23 protein-coding genes are annotated in these 17810 nt (G+C 41.7%); 2 read left to right on the top strand and 21 right to left on the bottom strand.

Features of this window, described 5'->3' with window-relative positions:
- Window positions 1–365: 365 nt before the first annotated feature.
- The 3 genes from FFM84_RS15850 to FFM84_RS15840 all read right to left on the bottom strand — a co-directional run bounded on the left by FFM84_RS15850 (window position 366) and on the right by FFM84_RS15840 (window position 1857).
- Window positions 366–743: a hypothetical protein gene (locus tag FFM84_RS15850; protein WP_130844026.1), complete on the bottom strand. Its 378-nt coding sequence runs from the start codon at window positions 741–743 to the stop codon at window positions 366–368.
- Between the two features lies 1 nt (window position 744).
- On the bottom strand, window positions 745–1152 hold the full coding sequence (locus FFM84_RS15845) for a CvfD/Ygs/GSP13 family RNA-binding post-transcriptional regulator (RefSeq protein WP_130844030.1): 408 nt from the start codon (window positions 1150–1152) through the stop codon (window positions 745–747).
- A 120-nt stretch (window positions 1153–1272) separates the two neighbouring features.
- Window positions 1273–1857: a peptidylprolyl isomerase gene (locus FFM84_RS15840; protein ID WP_130844029.1), complete on the bottom strand. Its 585-nt coding sequence runs from the start codon at window positions 1855–1857 to the stop codon at window positions 1273–1275.
- A 166-nt stretch (window positions 1858–2023) separates the two neighbouring features.
- On the opposite strand from FFM84_RS15840, the gene FFM84_RS15835 reads away from it, so the two are divergent.
- On the top strand, window positions 2024–2677 hold the full coding sequence (locus FFM84_RS15835; RefSeq protein ID WP_130844025.1) for a VTT domain-containing protein: 654 nt from the start codon (window positions 2024–2026) through the stop codon (window positions 2675–2677).
- Between the two features lie 49 nt (window positions 2678–2726).
- On the opposite strand, the gene FFM84_RS15830 is transcribed toward FFM84_RS15835, so the two are convergent.
- From FFM84_RS15830 to FFM84_RS15770, 13 genes are all read right to left on the bottom strand, one after another.
- On the bottom strand, window positions 2727–3365 hold the full coding sequence (locus FFM84_RS15830; RefSeq protein WP_130844024.1) for a TIGR01906 family membrane protein: 639 nt from the start codon (window positions 3363–3365) through the stop codon (window positions 2727–2729).
- Window positions 3349–4140, bottom strand: a complete 792-nt coding sequence (locus FFM84_RS15825; RefSeq protein WP_130844023.1) for a TIGR01457 family HAD-type hydrolase — start codon at window positions 4138–4140, stop codon at window positions 3349–3351. The genes FFM84_RS15830 and FFM84_RS15825 overlap by 17 nt, the downstream gene beginning before the upstream one ends.
- 15 nt (window positions 4141–4155) lie before the next feature.
- The gene (locus tag FFM84_RS15820; protein ID WP_130844022.1) at window positions 4156–4782 is read right to left on the bottom strand and encodes a YutD family protein; all 627 of its coding nucleotides are present in this window, start codon (window positions 4780–4782) and stop codon (window positions 4156–4158) included.
- 15 nt (window positions 4783–4797) lie between these two features.
- On the bottom strand, window positions 4798–6186 hold the full coding sequence (locus tag FFM84_RS15815) for a bifunctional metallophosphatase/5'-nucleotidase (RefSeq protein WP_130844021.1): 1389 nt from the start codon (window positions 6184–6186) through the stop codon (window positions 4798–4800).
- Window positions 6187–6255: 69 nt separating this feature from the next.
- The gene (locus tag FFM84_RS15810) at window positions 6256–6864 is read right to left on the bottom strand and encodes a metallophosphoesterase (protein WP_130844020.1); all 609 of its coding nucleotides are present in this window, start codon (window positions 6862–6864) and stop codon (window positions 6256–6258) included.
- Window positions 6865–6990: 126 nt separating this feature from the next.
- A complete protein-coding gene (locus tag FFM84_RS15805) occupies window positions 6991–8382 on the bottom strand; it encodes an amino acid permease (RefSeq protein ID WP_130844028.1) in 1392 nt (463 codons plus the stop codon).
- Between the two features lie 297 nt (window positions 8383–8679).
- Entirely contained in the window at window positions 8680–9876 is a 1197-nt protein-coding gene (locus tag FFM84_RS15800; RefSeq protein ID WP_130844019.1) for an acetate/propionate family kinase, read from the bottom strand.
- Between the two features lie 12 nt (window positions 9877–9888).
- A complete protein-coding gene (locus FFM84_RS15795; RefSeq protein ID WP_130844027.1) occupies window positions 9889–10899 on the bottom strand; it encodes a class I SAM-dependent methyltransferase in 1011 nt (336 codons plus the stop codon).
- A gap of 77 nt (window positions 10900–10976) precedes the next feature.
- Window positions 10977–11183, bottom strand: a complete 207-nt coding sequence (locus FFM84_RS15790) for a hypothetical protein (RefSeq protein WP_130844018.1) — start codon at window positions 11181–11183, stop codon at window positions 10977–10979.
- Window positions 11180–11602 carry a prepilin-type N-terminal cleavage/methylation domain-containing protein gene (locus FFM84_RS15785; RefSeq protein WP_130844017.1) on the bottom strand — a complete coding sequence of 141 codons (423 nt, stop codon included), beginning with the start codon at window positions 11600–11602 and terminating at the stop codon, window positions 11180–11182. The genes FFM84_RS15790 and FFM84_RS15785 overlap by 4 nt, the downstream gene beginning before the upstream one ends.
- On the bottom strand, window positions 11592–11783 hold the full coding sequence (locus tag FFM84_RS15780; protein ID WP_130844016.1) for a hypothetical protein: 192 nt from the start codon (window positions 11781–11783) through the stop codon (window positions 11592–11594). The genes FFM84_RS15785 and FFM84_RS15780 overlap by 11 nt, the downstream gene beginning before the upstream one ends.
- A 13-nt stretch (window positions 11784–11796) precedes the next feature.
- On the bottom strand, window positions 11797–12255 hold the full coding sequence (locus tag FFM84_RS15775) for a type II secretion system protein (RefSeq protein ID WP_130844015.1): 459 nt from the start codon (window positions 12253–12255) through the stop codon (window positions 11797–11799).
- Window positions 12252–12497 carry a hypothetical protein gene (locus FFM84_RS15770; protein ID WP_225425247.1) on the bottom strand — a complete coding sequence of 82 codons (246 nt, stop codon included), beginning with the start codon at window positions 12495–12497 and terminating at the stop codon, window positions 12252–12254. Before FFM84_RS15770 ends, FFM84_RS15775 begins: the two co-directional genes overlap by 4 nt.
- 782 nt (window positions 12498–13279) lie before the next feature.
- Between FFM84_RS15770 and FFM84_RS16220 the strand changes: the two genes are divergently transcribed.
- On the top strand, window positions 13280–13444 hold the full coding sequence (locus FFM84_RS16220) for a hypothetical protein (RefSeq protein ID WP_165450267.1): 165 nt from the start codon (window positions 13280–13282) through the stop codon (window positions 13442–13444).
- Window positions 13445–13540: 96 nt separating this feature from the next.
- Here FFM84_RS16220 and FFM84_RS15755 read toward each other — a convergent pair whose 3' ends face one another.
- The 5 genes from FFM84_RS15755 to FFM84_RS15735 all read right to left on the bottom strand — a co-directional run bounded on the left by FFM84_RS15755 (window position 13541) and on the right by FFM84_RS15735 (window position 17777).
- Window positions 13541–15250: a hypothetical protein gene (locus tag FFM84_RS15755; protein WP_130844011.1), complete on the bottom strand. Its 1710-nt coding sequence runs from the start codon at window positions 15248–15250 to the stop codon at window positions 13541–13543.
- A 9-nt stretch (window positions 15251–15259) separates the two neighbouring features.
- A complete protein-coding gene (locus tag FFM84_RS15750) occupies window positions 15260–15871 on the bottom strand; it encodes a hypothetical protein (RefSeq protein ID WP_130844010.1) in 612 nt (203 codons plus the stop codon).
- A 13-nt stretch (window positions 15872–15884) separates the two neighbouring features.
- Window positions 15885–16073 carry a hypothetical protein gene (locus FFM84_RS15745; protein WP_130844009.1) on the bottom strand — a complete coding sequence of 63 codons (189 nt, stop codon included), beginning with the start codon at window positions 16071–16073 and terminating at the stop codon, window positions 15885–15887.
- 157 nt (window positions 16074–16230) lie between these two features.
- Window positions 16231–17274, bottom strand: a complete 1044-nt coding sequence (locus FFM84_RS15740) for a DUF5776 domain-containing protein (RefSeq protein ID WP_130844008.1) — start codon at window positions 17272–17274, stop codon at window positions 16231–16233.
- A gap of 11 nt (window positions 17275–17285) precedes the next feature.
- Window positions 17286–17777 (bottom strand): phage holin, LLH family, encoded by a 492-nt coding sequence (locus FFM84_RS15735; RefSeq protein ID WP_130844007.1) that lies wholly within the window; start codon window positions 17775–17777, stop codon window positions 17286–17288.
- Window positions 17778–17810: the final 33 nt, after the last annotated feature.

Genomic DNA, 17810 nt, shown 5'->3' with positions numbered 1-17810 from the left:
TGTGCTAACCTAAGTTAGCAGACCCTACACATTTGATTTGTCGAAACTTTGTTCAGTTTTCAAAGGTCTAATTTGTTAGCTGATTGCCTCAACACAACTTAATTAGTTTAGCATGACGATAATTATCTGTCAACAACTTTTTTCAACTAATTAATGAAGTGATTTGTTTCAGAAGCGCTCAACGCAACTTAATAAGAATAACAAATCAATTTCAAACTGTCAACTCTTTTTTAAAATAAGTTGAATAATTATGCAATTGATATTAATTCTCAATAATGTTGATAACCGCTACGGCTTGGCTGTTTCACAGCATCTCTCGCAGCGACAAGTAATATCTTACCAAGGATTAGTATGCAGGTCAAGGGTTATTTTGATAAATTTTCAAACATCGGTTCTGTATTCACTCGAACCCGTTCTAAAAGCTGATGTAACTGGCTTGCAGGTACAAATTGCAAACCAGCTTTAGCAAATACTGACTCAACTTTTGGCGTCAATGTTAACTGATTAAACACAAATAACGCTACCTTTTCTTGATCAATCTCAGCAATCACCGAATCAAATAGTCTTAATTGATCAACATCTAACCCGATTTGACGTAATTTATTGAGGACCGTTGCTAACGGCGTATGATCAACCATTACATCAAAACTGTCAAAGTAATAGTGGTGGTCCACTTGCTTCACTAAAAAACGTGCGCCATCTTCATCAACTACCATAATCGTACCAGCAACTTGCTTTTGCATATTAGTGTCCGCCTTCCTGCAATCGACTCAATGAATCTTCAATCCAACCATCTAACCGACTCGCAATTGGGTCAAACCCAGCATGAACATGCCGGTTCGTCCAAAAGTGTTTATGCCGAAAGGTTTTATAAATTTCAAGATCATTTGTTGTATGATGCGGTACATGTTCAACACACCGCAATGACAAACTAATCTTGCCAGTGTACTCATCGATATCTAAAACAACAACATCGACAACCTGACCAACTTGTAAATATTCGGAAATACTTTTGACATAGCCTTCATGACATTCAGAGATATGAATTAATCCTTGGTGTTCTGCATCTAATGTGACAAACGCACCATACGGTTGAATGCCTGTCACCCGCCCGTGAACCTTCATTCCAATTCGATAGTTACTCATAGCCAGTTCCTTTCCTAAACTCATTCTTCTATATATAGTAATCTTAAACATTATAACCTGAATAAAGCGGATTTCAAAATTCAACAAAAAAGTAGCTGTCACTTGGACAACTACTTCATAACAACTTTAGTCTTCAATGGCGATTGTTTCGATAACCACATCTTTAACTGGCTTATCCTGCATGCCAGTTTTAACTTTAGCAATTGTATCAACAACGTCCATACCATCACTAACCGCACCGAAAACAGTATGACGGAAATCTAACCATGGTGTGCCACCTTGACCATAAGCCGTCACGATTTCTTCAGGGTAACCGGCCTGTGCCATTTGATCAGCCATGCCATCTTGCAGATGTTGGTTCTGAACGATGAAGAATTGGCTACCATTAGTGTTGGGACCCGCATTGGCCATTGATAAAGCGCCACGGATATTGAAAACTTCTTTAGAAAATTCATCTTCAAAAGCTTTGCCCCAAAGACTTTCACCACCCATACCAGTACCGGTAGGATCGCCACCTTGAATCATGAAATCAGGAATAATCCGATGGAAGATAATGCCATCGTAATAACCTTTCTTTGCTAAACCAACAAAGTTTTCCACGCTCTTAGGTGCTTGTTCTGGAAAAAGTTGGACATGGATATCGCCATAATTAGTCTTAATCGTTGCTTTAGGTCCCTTAACTTGGGATAAATCTACTTGTGGGTAAGCCACAAAATCACCTTTTTCTTCATAGAATATCTCGATAATACAAGAGAATTCGCCAAAATACCAGTAAAAGGTTAAGCTTTCATCAGCGATTGACTTGGATACATAGTATTTCAAAACATTATCTGGTATGCTGTATCAGTTAATGTTAATGCATATTTTGGAGGTCATTATGAGTTTTTTAGTTGATTTCGTGCTCCACATTGATCAACATTTAGTTACGATTGTAAATAGCTTCGGCATTTGGACGTATTTAATCCTATTTGCCATCATCTTTGTTGAAACCGGTGCAGTCATTCTACCGTTTCTCCCTGGGGATTCGTTATTATTTGCTGCTTGTGCACTAGCGGCGAATCCAACTTACGGCTTACACATTTGGTCGTTTGTCATCCTATTCCTAGTTGCCGCACTCGCTGGGGACTCGTTAAACTTCTTAATTGGTCACTCATTAGGTGAAGCGTTGACTCGGACATCGTGGTTTGGCCGCTTGATTAATCAAAAACAATTAGCCAAATCGGAAGTCTTTTTCGAAAAACACGGTGGGATCACGGTCACCATTGCACGCTTCATGCCGATTATTCGGACATTCGTCCCGTTTGTTGCCGCTAGCAGTCGCATGAACTACAGTCAATTCATTCGTTACAATGTTATCGGCTGCGTTCTCTGGGTGGTGCTTTGCTGTGGTGGTGGTTACTTCTTCGGTAACATTCCATTTGTTAAAGCCCATTTCTCACTAGTGGTCATTGGCATCATCTTGGTTTCCTTAATTCCAGCCGTTGTTTCGGCTTTAAAGGCGCGGTTCAGCCGCCCCACTGAAGAAAATTAATCACAAAAAGATCCGCATCGCGTGTTAATCGCTGATGCGGATCTTTTTATTAGAGCGCCATTAACGCCCGCTTACCAATGATTAAATACATCGCAAACCACCCCTCAAGCACGAGGATCGCCAATACGAAGCATTGTAGAAAGAATGTATCCGGGAGCACAATGATAATTCGATCATAAAGCGGATCAAATAGCCAGTCGTTATTGCGGAACAATAATTTATGGAAGAACACAAAAAATTGATCGAAATTGACCGCCATGACAGCCGCAATAACAGGTGGTACCCATAATGCCGTCTGCATCGGCAAGACAAAGCGCCATAATTGCTGTTGTCGCTTCAATCGTCGCCAAAAGAAAAACGTCGTCACCGAGGTGATAATGAACACCACATCGGTTAGCATAAACAAATTCTTAACATCGGCAAAATGAATCAATGCACTTGTTGAGTCTGTAAAGTCCATCATCTTCAACTTAGGAATCCACGGAAAATTCAAATACGCTAATAATTGAAAGTAGTTCGTCATCAGACGACCGGCAGACAAGTTCACTAACTTGCCTAAATCTTGCCACTGAACATTTAACCAGTACAGCCAGACCGCATTAATCGTCACAATGATGGTGCCACTTAGCGCCCATAAATAAAACCCAAGCCACAGTCCCCCGTCACGAATCTTATTTAGCCACGCCATCGTCTAAGTCCCATTCATCTAAAGAGTTAACCTCATTAGTTGGTTTAATCGCCTGTTTGGCAACTAACTCTGGTGTCGACACACCCGTATAGACTAACAATGAATCCATATCAAAATTAATGGCCGCCGAAATATCAGTCATATAGTTATCACCAACCATCACACAATCGGGCTTTTCTAAACCGATTCGATCCAATGCTTTTTGCATGATAATCGTCTCTGGCTTACCCACATAGGTCGCTTTTTGTTGTGTTGCCCGTTCAACCATCGCAATCACTGAACCAGCCCCTGGCACTAAGCCACGTTCGTTAGGTAAATTGGTATCCGCGTTAGTCCCGATAAACTTAGCCCCTCGCTTGATCGCTAAAGTTGCTAATTCAAACTTGTGATAAGTGGCATCGTAATCGAGGCCGACAATCACAAATTTAGGCGTCCGTTCATCAAAGGTGAAGCCTTTTTCAAGCATTGCGCCTTTAAGGCCCAGTTCACCAATCACATACATCGTCTTATCCCCATCACCAGCTAAATCATTAACGTAATCCGCTGTCGCCAATGCTGCTGTATAAACGTTGGCTGGACTGACATGGATATCATGGTTAACGGCCAAATTTTCTGCGACATCTTCAGGCGACTTGGTCGTGTTATTCGTCACTAATAAAAAGTCGGTATTGCTAGCTTGCAATCGTTCAATAAACCGTTTAGCGGCCGGAATACGTTCACTCCCCCGATAAACTGTTCCATCTAAATCAATTAAATAACCCTTGTACTTACTCAAATGCCAAATTCCTCTCTACTTCTGCCGAATTGTAAAATGTCGCTTACCGTTGCTTTGCTTCTTGGTCCGCGCTTGCTGACCAGTTTTAGCAGCCACGTTCGCTGGTTTCTTTTGTTTCTCCGTAAATGGCGCTGCTTTTTGCTTCGTCGTGAACTTATGATTCGACTTGCGCCGTTGCTTGCTGCGACTACTACTCCGATTGCTGCGATTACGTGATTGCTTGTTATTATCGCGTTTATTTGTCTCTTTACGATTATGGGTACTTGTCCGTTTCGGTTTAATAACCCGTTCATTTTTCAAGACAAAATAGGCACAACCAAAATTGCAATATTCATATAAATAGTCTTGTACAGCGCCAATAGTTTGTGAGCGCTGCACATCTTTCACATCGTCACGATAAAAGCCCTTTAATCGCAACTGTTCAAAGCCCCAGTCACCCACAATATAATCGTATTTATTTAAAATCGGGCTAAACCGTTCAACAAACTTATCGAGATCAAATCCATCTCGATACTCCAATACGATTTCAAAGGGGTGTTTGTTGACTTCAATGTGTGTTCGATCCAAACGGGTCCCCAGATAGAGGTTCTGACGCCGTTCAGCTTGTTGCTCAGCGAGTTCGTTAATGTGATCGCGGTTCAAACGACCCCCTCCTTTCTAATCTTCAACTGGCCATTGGGTGGCTAAATAGTCCCCAACAACCGTCCGTAAAAATGCTTTAAATAAAATTTCGGTTTTTCCACTAATATTAATTGTCGGGAAAAACGGAATGAACAAATCATGATCTAACAAAGCCATTTGATATTGCCGTTGTAACTCGACTGGCTGATCATGCACCAACAAAGTATGCGTCGATGCCTGCCATTTAAGACCTTGATATTGAATGTAACCGAAAACTTGACCACGAAAACCCATGCCATGAATCTGATACTTATTCAAAAACGGCCGCACCAATTCCATTTCATAGACTAAACGCCATAAGTCTTGCCCACTTAATGTCACGCGGATCACGTGCATCGCATGTGGTAACATCGTGTGTAAATCATTGAGGTTCACCGGTCCAGCTGGTAAATCACGCATAAATAAGCCACCGTTTAACATTCCTAAGTCAGTCTTGGCATAACTGGTAATGGCTTTGAGCCCTAATGCCGTTAACTCACTAGGATGATGCCAATGCGGTTTTAACTGTTGTGGTGAACGGGCAATAACTTGCTGCGATAATAGTTGTTCACCTTGTTGCTGCCAGCGTGCGATTTCAGTCATATCACTCGGCAGTGTTGGTAAGGTAGCAGTCTCGACAGTCTGCGCTTGACTAGCAATGACATGATGAGCCGCATCAATCGTCAAATTAATCTGACCGATGTACTCACCGTATTTCCCGGCCGCTGCCACGAGGACCCCCTGAACTTGTTCACCATTTACTAACAAATGATGCGTATGGCTCCCAATGATCACATCGATTGACGGATAGTGTTTCGCCAGCCAGCGATCAACATTGATGCCTAAGTGTGACATCACCACTAAAACATCATATTGACCGGCGTATTGCTTTAATAACTCAGGCAACCGCTCCTTGACGCTGGCGGGTGTCCAACCATTGAGTGGGTACGTCAAAACAAATGGCGCTGTAAAAGCTAGCAACAAGATCCGCGTGCCACCTGCAGTCGTGATCACTTTGGCTGGTAAAGCCCACTTCGGTTGTTCATTCGACTGGGTATCTACCAAGTTATCTAAAACCACATCAAAATTAGCCGCTTGATAAAGCTGGTCAAGCTCTTGATGCGTTAACCCTAAGCCTTCATTATTGCCAATGGTCACTGCATCATAACCAATCTCATTTAACAATTGAACATTGGCTTGGCCACGAGTGGCTTCTGATAATGGATGGGCTCGATCAATGGCATCACCCAAATCTAACGTTAGTACCGTCTTACCGGCTGCTCGTTGCATCGTCTGCTGTGCGAGTAAATACCGTCGGATTAGCGGCCAATGCTCAAAATGCGAATGTAAGTCATTCGTATGCAAAATTGTCACGCGTTCATTCATGCCGTTTCGCCCCTCAATGATGATCTTCGTTAATCCTAAAGCATTCCACGAAACCGGTCAAGCACGGTCTTATTGGCGCTTGGCAAAATCAACAGCCTTACCCTCAACCATTTGCTCAATTTCGGCTAATGAAAACGGTGCGCCAAATGGGACCGGATGATCTAAATAGTCTGTTTCTGGCGTATCAACACCGACATTGAGATTTTCTTTGATGTTCACTGCATAATGATGAATATGACCATGTAAATTAATAATCTGGTTCACAATCCCCATCATCATCGGGTAATGCGTCATATAATATTGTCGATGATTATACTTGATCAAGACCCCGACATCATGAAATTCAAACTTTGGTTGACCATTTAATTGCGGATCATGGGCCGCTAAGTATTTGAAAAAGGCCCGTGAATCGTGATTGCCCTTGATAAACACAATTTTACCATTAAGTTGAGTCAAAATGGCCAATACTCGTTGGTAAGACACTTTCGCTGGGCGGGTAAAATACAACGCCACATCACCAAGGTGATAAACCGTATCTTGATCAGTAACCCGTGCATTCCAATGATCGATAATCGTTTGGTTCATCGTTTCAACATCTGGGAATGGTCGCGGCGCAAAATCATTCATCCCTAATAAATCAGCATGATAAAAGTGCGTGTCGGAAGTAAAATATTGCATAAGCGTCCCTCATTTTTAGTATTTTAACATTACGTTTAATTGTACCGCTTCACAGCTCAAAAGGCAGGTTGTCACCCCGCAGGACGCAAAAAAGTCGGCATCCAAATTGGACAACCGACTTTTTCATTAATTTACTTGATGTAACCGATCATCGACCCGCTTTATCGCATATAACACGATCAGCCAAATCACTGAGGCAATTAAAGCAATTAAGGTTTCAGTTTTAAAGCAAAGCACCACTGCAATAAACCCTAAGAAAAGCAAAATTAAACAATCTGACACTGGGAACCAAGGCATCCGGAACTTTTTAGTCGTTCCTTTTGCTCGGCCAACCTTTTTCCGATAAGCCAAATGGGTTAACACAATCGCACCCCAGATGAAGATGAAGCAAGTTGTTGACACACTGGCAATCAGTGAGAAGACTTTCCCAGGCATCACCAGGTTCAGCAAAACTGCTAAGCCAATCACTAATGCCGAGAAATTTAACGCATTACGTGGGACTTGACTAGGTGAAAGTTTCCCCATTGATTGAGCAAACTTGCCTTTTTTCCCGTAGGTTAACGAAAAGAGCATCCGGCCAGTACTAAACAAGGCACTATTACATGATGATGCTGCCGCAGTTAACACCACAAAGTTAATAATCGCAGCTGCCGCCGTTACGCCTAAGTTCGTAAAGACTTGGACAAACGGACTATGCGCAGCCGAGAAGTACTGCCATGGGTAGATACTCATCAAGACGAGTAACGATCCCACGTAAAATAAAATAATTCGAACCGGAATGTTATCAATAGCCTTAGGAATGACCGTTTTTGGATCTTCGGTCTCTGAAGCAGTCATCCCAACCATTTCAATCCCAATAAAGCTAAACAGAACCATTTGAAATGATAATACAAAGCCTTTAAGGCCATGTGGCATAAAGCCACCATAGTTAACTAAATTACCAAGGCTGGCATGACCAGCCGGCGTTTTCACGCTAAAGACGACCATGACAATTCCAACCACGATCAACGCGATGATTGCCGCAATCTTAATGATTGCAAACCAAAACTCAGTTTCCCCAAAAGCTGAGACATTGATGGAATTTAACAGTAGTAACAAAATCAAAATGATCAGTCCAGGCAACCACTGTGGCATCTGAGGAAACCAAAATTGCATATATTCCCCAGTCGCAGTGATTTCAGCCATCGCGATGGTGACCCAGCAGACCCAATAAGTCCACCCAGCCACGAATCCAGTCCGATCACCTAAATATTGTCGAATAAAATCAATGTACGAATGCGTGTTGAGATCAGACAATAGTAACTCGCCTAATGCCCGCATCAATAAGAAACACATCAAGCCGGTAACCAAATAAGCGATTAAAATCGATGGTCCAGCTAAGTGGATGGATTGGCCGGCCCCTAAGAATAAACCGGTCCCAATCGTACCGCCAATGGCAATTAACTGCACATGGCGACTTTTTAAGCCTCGTGATAATTGTTCTTGTTCACCATCAGGCTGTTGACTCTCTTTCATAATAGCAGCACACTCCCCTTGCAAGTATTATACCTAGGAGATTCATGGCATTCAAAAGGTTGCACTGCCCGCTTTTTTAAAATTGGACTAGTCCAATAATCTAACATTGACAGAACCGGATATTGTTGTAAGCGGTTCAAACACTGATTGGCCTTGCTTCACGTTTCCTTGAAGTTTTATTCGCTGAGTCCCGCAGTTAACATGAATCATGTGAAGCTAAGACATGCTAAGATGAATATGTTTCATGTTAACAAACCAAAAACAGACCTAGTCTAAACGACTAAGCCTGCTAATTCATGGTTATTTGGTTAATTGACTAATCCGTTCAACATCACGGGCAATCATCAATTCTTCATTGGTTGGAATTAAAACAAATCGAGTTGCAGCGGTTGCCGTACTCAAATCACGTTCAACCCCACTCACTAAGTTTTTATGTGGATCAAGTTCGACCCCAAAGTAACCGAGCTTATCAGCTAAACGTTGGCGCATCTTGGCGTCACGTTCACCAATTCCCGCCGTAATGACAATCGCATCGACCCCCTGCATTTCAGCGACATAAGCCCCGATATACTTCACAATACGATTCACAAAGATATCAATAGCTAATTGAGCTTGTGGGTCGGTGTCACAACGTTCTTCTAGCTCCTTCATGTCAGCTGAACCACTAATCCCCAACAATCCTGATTGGGTGTTTAAGATTTTCAACATCTCATCTGGATCTTGAATGTTTAGCTTCTTCATGAGATAGGCGACTAGCGAGGCATCGACATCCCCGGCACGCGTGGCCATCGTAATCCCGGCTAAGGGCGTAAAGCCCATGGACGTATCCAAACTTTGCCCATTTTGAATGGCGGTAATGGAACTTCCCGCGCCCAAATGAACCGTGATTAACTTCATCTCGTTTAATGGTCGACCAAGTAATTTGGCTGCACGGCCGGCGACATAACGATGACTGGTCCCGTGTGCACCAAATTTACGCGCGCCGTATTTTTCATAATAAGCATATGGTAACGAATAAAGGTAATTCGTTTTGGGCATACTCGTATGAAACGACGTATCAAAAACTGCAACAGCTGGGACATTTGGTAAAATCTTTTTAAATGCCCGAATGCCTACTGCATTAGCCGGATTATGCAACGGTGCATATTCAGCTAAGTTTTCAATCTGTTGTAAAACTTTATCAGTAATCAATACTGAGTCCTTAAAAATTTCACCACCAGCGACCACGCGGTGACCCACGCCAGTAATCTCATCATAGGTTTCGATAATGTGTAATTTGATTAATTCATCCAAGATAATGTTTACTGCTGCCTGATGATTTGGAACAACCTCACGTTCACGATACTTATGATCCAGTCCATAGCGAATGTGAACTGGCGATTCATCAAAACCGATTCGTTCCACTGCCCCACTGGCAATAACTCGTTCTTGTGGCATTTCAAATAATTTAAATTTTAGCGTTGAACTACCCGCATTAATGGCAATTGTCTTCCCCAAGTGACTTCCTCCTTAACGGGATATATTTTGGTCAACCCAAGTATCAATTTGAGCGGTGAATGCTTCAAAAGCCCGTGTATTTTCAAAAGATGGAAACTCACCTAAGAGAACTTTGCCTGCTTGGTGGGCTTGACTACCATGTTTTTGTAACACGACAACCGATTTACGTGATTTTTCATCCAAGAATAAGTTAGCGGGTAAATTCAATAAACCTTGTAGATAGGCCGCCGAACTCATCCACTTTAATAACCCAGCGGATTCTTGTGATTGGAAAATAGTCGTTGGCACTAAGAAGACGCCCCAACCACCCGGGGTTAATTGATCCAAAGCTCGTTCCATCATCAAATGATGTGTATACGAGTGACCGTTAGTCGCTTTCGTCTCAAAGCTCTGCACCCGTTCATCTAATGGATAATAACCGACTGGTAAATCGCCAATCGCAATCGTCGTTTTTGGCATCACTAACGGATCAATGGCGTCTTGATGGAACAGGTCCACTTTTGATTTTTGTAGATCCATACTCATGGCAGCGATGGCTAACTGGGTGTCATCGTTATCAACCCCATAACCATGAATAGTCGTTGTGCGTGTTGGTTGTAATTGGTTAATCACGGTCGTCAATAGATTCCCCGTTCCAACGGCAATATCCAAAATGGCTAAGTCATCGTCTGGCCCCACTAGCTTGGACACTAGATAAGCCGTTAATAAGCCAATAGAGTCCGGCGTCATTTGATGATTAGGATCAACTCGATCATTATGAATCGCTTTTAATAGGGCTAATTGAATCGCCCGCCGAATGGTTTCCGCATCAAGTTGGCTCAGGTTAACCGTGGCGTACAGCTCCGTTAATTTAGCCACACTGGCAGCGTCCGGTTGATTAGCCTCCACTTGAACAGTTTGACTCAATAAATTGTCGCCCGTTTCAATTAAGGCATCGACGTATGAAACTGATAATTGTTGCATTAAAATAGTCACTGATTGATCAAAAACTTTAAATAAAGTTTCAGTTGCTGATTGTGCCAGAATGCTCACCTCTTCGAAAGTCTTTAGTACCCGTCAATCTTACCGATTTTCAGAAACTAATTCAAGCGAGAGCCTTATCAATTAGTGGTAACACTATTTTTATGAGTGCGGGATTCTGCTTTTTTCTGTGCTGATAACGATGTTGGGTGCTGATAATCATCAATTAGCAGATGATACACCTGTTGACGCTGAACATAATTCAAATAGCGATACGTTTCAAAGGTGCTGAAAATGAAGATGAAACTTAGTACCGACAATAAGATCGTCCCACGGTGTTTTCTCATGATGACTTCACCTTTGGTAATAACAAACGGGACTTAAACTCTTGGCCTTTTAACGTTTTAACTGATAGATTTAGTGCCTTATCTAACTGATAACTTTCAACATTCGTCATCAAAATAATATAACCACCTGCCAACCCTGATAATCTTAAGTCATGTTGTTTGCTTAGCGAGAAGCGAAACTGAGTCTTTTTAGAATAAACCGTTACCCAGCGCGGCCCTGGCTCTAAGATAAACTCATGTTCAGGATTCTCGAGCTCATGTAGCATTAAATACCATTCAACTTCCGGAATTGGCTGTTTAGAACGTTTCAAAATACTCGTCTCACCCTGTAAGATAAACTGACCGACAATCAATAATACGCTCACTGCCAACACCACTTCGATTAAGGTAAATCCTAAATGCGGTCGTTTAATGGACATGTTTGACAACAGCCCGCGTTTTTAGACGATCATTTTTTAACTGCGCCTTTTCATAAGTACGTCGCGCACGGTAAATCTGTTGAATCATGGCTTGTTCATGTTGATGCATGATCATTTCGGTTCCTCCCCAAAAGGCAATACTCCCAACTAACAGCGTTAAGGCAATCATGGTTTCGGCCATAATAAATCCTGGCCTACGTTTCAATCCTCGTATGATAGGTTCCCCACCCCATTTGTGTTGAAATAATCACTTTTCGTCTACTTAATGTCGATGTAAACCGATGTGTCTGCAAGGTTGGATGACCATGCGCATTAATCGTTAACGGCCCTTTTCTAGGTGCATCAAAAGACAGGGTCTTGGGTAATGGCACCGTAATATGCAGGTAAGTGCCATATTTGGGCGCGCTTCGACTAAACGTTATTTTATCTGGATACTTATCAAAAGTCACAATCCAACTTTCATGTTTAGCACTGGCGTCAAACACCGCTTGTTGCCAAACCGTATTCAATTGTTCCCAAAACATCTTTTCATTCAAAACTTCTTGCTGCCGTGATGGAAAACGATAAATTGAAATCAGCAGCATCGTCCCTAGTAATACAATGACGACGCAACTTTCAACTAACGTAAAACCGGCTACTTGTTTTAATTTCATTCATGTTTTGCAGAAGGCAATTCGATCTTTAACTTATTAGCCCGCGCGGCTTGTTTATCCGTAATATATTTACCTTCTTCAAGGTTTTTGTAATTAACCGAGCCATCCGACACTTTGACATCATGATCATTAGCATACATTTCAGCTTGATTTTTAATCACCGTTTCCAGCGCCGCATCTTGTTTCTTACCGGCATTCTCACGTTGGGCATTCAAGTTTGGCACAATAATTAGCATTAACAACGCAATGATTCCTAGAACAATCACCATTTCAATGGTTATCTGCTAATATTGGTATTTTAGTAGACAAATGCCTTTATATAGGCAATATCAGCACTATTTAAAATGATATTGATTAATCGAACGTATGTTTGTATAATGATTTTGAGGTGATTAATTATGAAATACGAATCTTTAAATGGAATCCTAGATAGTGAAGCCAAAATTTTGAAACTCAACCCACTTTTACTTTATGTACGCGTGTCTGCAAATGGTCAACCAGTCAATTGCTTGGTCTCTAAACATGCACTCAATTTTCTTTACCAACTGCAGCATAATTCGCGATTGGCTTTATATGGTCATTATAATAGTAGAAAGCAATTCATTATCAGCAAATATATGATCACGGCCCCTGTTAACGCAGTTGCCATTTAGCCATGAACAAAGACGCTAAATTGATTTGTGAACGCATTGAGCCGCTATTTAAGCAGCTAAGCAAGACCCGTTACTCCTTGATGGTCTCAAATAACATCTATGGCAAGAAGCTTAACTTTTTCTTCCAGTCACAGCGAGCCTATCATCGTTTGAAATCTACACCGCTACACACGCTTGAAAAGTATGACCTGGAATACCTCGAACAAGTTGTTGACGAGATACGCAGCCAATACAAATTCTCAATTGAATTCGTGGGATTCACTGACGAAGTTTGGCCCAAGAAACAAACAGTCATACAGAAAAAGAAAAACCATCTAGAATAATTTAAAAAGCCACCTCCCACGTAGTTAATAGCGTAGGGAGGTGGTTTTATGTTTGAAGAACTCAATGTCGATTCAAATGTACTTACAACCAATTTTGGCACCAGAATACAAATTCTCAACATCGTTTATTTTTTGGTGAATGGCGAGCTGGTAAGAGCACAACATTTTGGGTCTTATGAAGATGCTCTTTGCTTTATGCTCCAGGCAAAATAAAAAGGACGCTCCCCATGATTGGAACGTCCTAAGTTACAGCACATAGTGCCACAACTGATACATCTGTTATTATAGCATAGCCTCCGATAACGGGGGCTATTTTTTGTTCGGATAATTCGGCCAATACTTACGGCGCAATTCCTCACGTAGCTCTTTGGCCTCTTCCATGGTGTCACGCAGACCTCCATACTGGTGCCGTTTATACACAACTGCGACACGATAAAATTCTCGACCATTACGGGATACTATCGAAATATTACGCTCGCCGGTTTGACTGTTTTTGTTGGCAGTCTTACCTAGCAGATCCAGCCGAGTTCCCGGCGTTTCATGCTTATACTTTTCCCTGTAGTCAGCTAATGACTTTTTCATTACTTGTTCTCTGACGTGGCCGCAACTCTTAGTGGTACCAGCTTTTAAATCTTTAGCCAAAACGTGCGTTTGCTTTCCGCAGTCACACTGGCACAGCCACTTTACCGCTCGGCGTTGCCTAGTACCATCGTCTTTTATGACTTTTAAATGCCCAAACACTTTACCAGTCAAGTCTTTTATCGGAGATCTATTTACCAAGTAGTCGAGTCGAGCATGGCCGCAACTCTTAGTTTGCCCAGACGTAAGACTATTCGTGAAGGTTTGAATCGACCTACCACAGTCGCACCGGCACAACCAGCGTACCTTTTTAACACCTTTAGGTGAAACATACGGATCACCTTTTTTGATAACCGTTAAATGTCCGAACACTTGGCCGGTCAAGTCAACTGGCTTATTTTTCCTATGGTTTTTCTTAAATTCTTTCTGGGCCTTCTTAGCTTCATCTATACTGTCAAACGTGCCTAAATGGTGAAATACACCATCTTGGCTAACCGAAGCTTTGTAAGCCTTCCTATCGCCCGCCAAAGTTGAGCTTATATCAGTAATTCCTAGGGCAACACTTGGCAGAACTAATTTTTCATTTGACCTTTTTTGGATCTTATCTGATGGATCGGTCTTCTCTCCTGCCAAGGCTAAATCACGATTCTTAATCGCCTGCTCTAGTGTCGAGTAAACGCCAACATGCCGACGTTTCCCTTTTTCTCTAATTTCAACACTATAATGTGTACCGCTTTTATATCTTTTGCTATCATCGTAAATTTTTGGGGGCAATTTTCTCTCTGACAAATTTTCTTTAGCCTGTTCAAATGATTTTTGAGGCTTTTCAGTTGGCAAACCCTTAAGCGCTAAATCACGATTCTTAATCGCCTGTTCAAGACTATCATAGGTGCCAATGACATACTTTTTATATTTACGCTGAATTTTAACTACATAATAGCCACCATTAGCATAAATGTTTTTCCCGTACCTCGACCATTTCTTAGTCTTCTTGAGCTTTTTGGTCTTCTTGGCCGGTCTTTTAACTTTTTCAGTTGGTAAACCCTTGAGTGCTAGGTCTCGATTTCTGATGGCCTGATCAAGATTATCGTAGGTACCAACGTAAGTTTGAACACCTTTTTCCCGAATCTGAACGACCAAATGTTTTCGACCATCATTGAATTTAGCGCTATTGTCAATGATGTACTTGCTGACAGTTGGGAATCTCACGTTCTTTCTTTTTTCATCAGGTACAATCATTTTATCAGTTGGGTCAGTCGGTAAATTTTTCAAACCAAGATCCCGGTTTTTTCTAGCTTTTTCAATGGTATTATACGTACCAATCGCAGTCAGTTTCTTGTCAATTGGCACTTTCACTTGATAACGAGGAATACCATACTTGTTTGTTGAGGTTCGGTCAGTAATAAATCTTTCAATGGTGTATGGCCTATTTTTTTTCAAACCGTTCACCTACTTTGCGGCTTTAAAAAGTACCTTGCTTAGTTTTTCTAAATAGTCCGCATCTTCCTTGGATAGCGGCACATATTCAGTATCAATTAATGGTCGCTCATCATTCCCGTCATGATAAGTTGGATAAAAGCCATCTTCCTCTTCATGATCGTAGTCAGCCATAGCATAGCGTAAGTCAGTAAGCACATCATCCTTAGTAAGGGTATTATCTACTAAGTTATTGACTGCAAACCGGATTGTATCTTCACTTGGTAAATCAATTTCAGCAACAATAGCCTCATTATCGTCGCCCATATCTTCAACAGTTACCAATGCAGTAGCATTAGTTTCATCTAAAATATTAATTAACAGCAATTTCGTTTCATCTGTAGTCATGTCGTTTTTCATCTCCAATTCAATTAGTTCATCTAATACCTGTCCGGGAGTCTTATGTAATGTTTCAGCAACCGCAAACACCACTCGTGGGTTAATGTCATCAGCATTACGGTTAGTACCATCTGAAAATGGAATTGCTGAACGTTGAATAGTAGTTAAATTGGTTTGACCCGCCCTTGCAACATTACTACGATTAACACCGTTATTCTTTAAGTAAACATCTAATAATTTTTCCATAATCAACGCCTCCTTAGGCAAGTTCGTCCGCAATTGCTTCTTTAGTTTCGTCCAAGTTGTCAAAGTAACTAACAGCATCATCAATGCTAACTGGCCATAAAACCCAAGCATCTTGTTCAGCATCAAATTTCAAGGTTCCAAATGTTTCACCGTTTAATTCTACTTCTACTTCGTTTTCGTTGATTTTATTAAATTTAGTCATGGTTGTTATCCCCTTTTGCTTTTCGTTTGTTCCTCATCTATGTATATAGAATAACACGTTACGTGTTATTTGTAAACACGTTACGTGTTATTTTTTAAAATTAATTCAAATAAAAAAACCCCCACACCAACCGGTTAAGGTCAGTACGGGGATTAGATTACATAATTTTAACGTAGTCCTTGTTAGCAGTTAAGTAGTACCCTGATTCTGTTTTAAGTAACCAGATACCGCCCCAACTAATCACATCGGTGATAGTAAAAACCGTACCTTTTCCATATTTTCGGATCCGTGATGTTCGGTCTTTGTCCTTATACAAATAAGTAGCCTTAATAACCTTTACAGCTTTAGGATTATCCACGTAGTACCAGTTCTTTACGTTATCTCGATTGGCAGTAATATAAAAGCCAGAATCCGTAAGTAATCGCGGCGTTCCGGCTTTAGTTTTGACAACATCTTTAATTCCGAATTGTGTACCGGCCGGATAGTAGCGGACACGGTGTTTAAATTCGACATCTTTATATAAGCCAACCTTAGTCAAGGTTTGGACCAGCTTGGGGTTCCAATCATAGTATGACGCCTTAGCAGGCTTGCTAGCACTCTTTTCGGTCCCTTTGTAATTAAACATCGAACCGTAATCGTGGCTGCCATCAACGCTTAGGCCGTGCCAGTTGTCCGTGTATTGCCATGCTTTAGCAGCTGAAATATTTAGCTTGGCAATTCCGTAGCTAGCGATCCACCAGCGATCAGTGACACTTGATGAAATACGAGAGCCGAACCAGCTACCCATGGTGTAGACCCATGTGTTTGTGTAGCCTTGCGATTCAACGTACTTAACGAAGCTTTTAACGTCTTTAGTGGCATTACTCATGAGTGAACCATCTTCAACGTCAACGATCACTGGATCTGTTTTCTTGACGCCGTATGCTTTCAAGTACTTCACAAACCACTTAGCTTCGGCAATAGGGTCATCAGACCCATACCGCGCCGAGTTACAAGTTAGGTAGTGATAGGCACCAACTGGTAAACCAGCGGCCTTGGCGTTAATTAGTTGTTCCTTGGCACTCACATTGACGTAGGCAGTACCGTCAGCGCTACCTTGAGTCAGCTTCACTAAGACGCCCTTACTGTCAAGGCTCTTCAACTTTTGAAAATACGCTTTGGTCTTAGGCTGAAAGACCGCCACGTCATTAAATTCAGTCATAGAGACACCCCCTAGTCTTCTGTGTCCTTAGTGGCTGGAATAGCAATTTCTTTGCCATCTGAAACAGTTGCAATCTTAGTCGTATCAACCATGCCACCCTTAGCGACATGAGCCACACTATTAGAAACAGCGGTCAGCTTCACTGGTTGGGTAGCCTTGAAGGCCTGATAGGCTGCTTCCACAGCATTAGCCACGTTTTCAACGTTGATATCAATTTTATGGTCAGCTAATTGTTGGTTCACAATGCGAACGGCTTCTTTCTTCTTGTCAGCACCCATGGCGTCTAGGTTAACTGAGACTGCAGCCACTGCCGTCCCCGCCCATTGCTCGAGCTGTTCGTAGTGTTGCTTAGTCTTGGCGCTCTTAGTGGTCGCCTCTTTGTTATCAAGGATTTTATGGACTAATGGCCATGCCTTAACTGCAATTGTACCGCCAATTACTGCGATCACCGTTGCCCCGCCATTTACTAACCAACTAAATACATCATTTACTAATTTCATCATTTTGTTTGTCCCCCTGTTAATTTATCAATTTTT

Source organism: Lactiplantibacillus mudanjiangensis (assembly GCF_005405385.1).
In the GTDB taxonomy this organism is placed as follows: Bacteria; Bacillota; Bacilli; order Lactobacillales; family Lactobacillaceae; genus Lactiplantibacillus; species Lactiplantibacillus mudanjiangensis.
This window is presented reverse-complemented; position numbering and strand designations above follow the sequence as displayed.

Coding starts and splice junctions, on each gene's coding strand:
- FFM84_RS15850 (WP_130844026.1), bottom strand. CDS start 743: ATGCAAAAGCAAGTTGCTGGTACGATTATGGTAGTTGATGAAGATGGC.
- FFM84_RS15835 (WP_130844025.1), top strand. CDS start 2,024: ATGAGTTTTTTAGTTGATTTCGTGCTCCACATTGATCAACATTTAGTT.
- FFM84_RS15830 (WP_130844024.1), bottom strand. CDS start 3,365: ATGGCGTGGCTAAATAAGATTCGTGACGGGGGACTGTGGCTTGGGTTT.
- FFM84_RS15815 (WP_130844021.1), bottom strand. CDS start 6,186: ATGAATGAACGCGTGACAATTTTGCATACGAATGACTTACATTCGCAT.
- FFM84_RS15810 (WP_130844020.1), bottom strand. CDS start 6,864: ATGCAATATTTTACTTCCGACACGCACTTTTATCATGCTGATTTATTA.
- FFM84_RS15790 (WP_130844018.1), bottom strand. CDS start 11,183: ATGAGAAAACACCGTGGGACGATCTTATTGTCGGTACTAAGTTTCATC.
- FFM84_RS15785 (WP_130844017.1), bottom strand. CDS start 11,602: ATGTCCATTAAACGACCGCATTTAGGATTTACCTTAATCGAAGTGGTG.
- FFM84_RS15780 (WP_130844016.1), bottom strand. CDS start 11,783: ATGGCCGAAACCATGATTGCCTTAACGCTGTTAGTTGGGAGTATTGCC.
- FFM84_RS15775 (WP_130844015.1), bottom strand. CDS start 12,255: ATGAAATTAAAACAAGTAGCCGGTTTTACGTTAGTTGAAAGTTGCGTC.
- FFM84_RS16220 (WP_165450267.1), top strand. CDS start 13,280: ATGTTTGAAGAACTCAATGTCGATTCAAATGTACTTACAACCAATTTT.
- FFM84_RS15750 (WP_130844010.1), bottom strand. CDS start 15,871: ATGGAAAAATTATTAGATGTTTACTTAAAGAATAACGGTGTTAATCGT.
- FFM84_RS15745 (WP_130844009.1), bottom strand. CDS start 16,073: ATGACTAAATTTAATAAAATCAACGAAAACGAAGTAGAAGTAGAATTA.
- FFM84_RS15740 (WP_130844008.1), bottom strand. CDS start 17,274: ATGACTGAATTTAATGACGTGGCGGTCTTTCAGCCTAAGACCAAAGCG.
- FFM84_RS15735 (WP_130844007.1), bottom strand. CDS start 17,777: ATGATGAAATTAGTAAATGATGTATTTAGTTGGTTAGTAAATGGCGGG.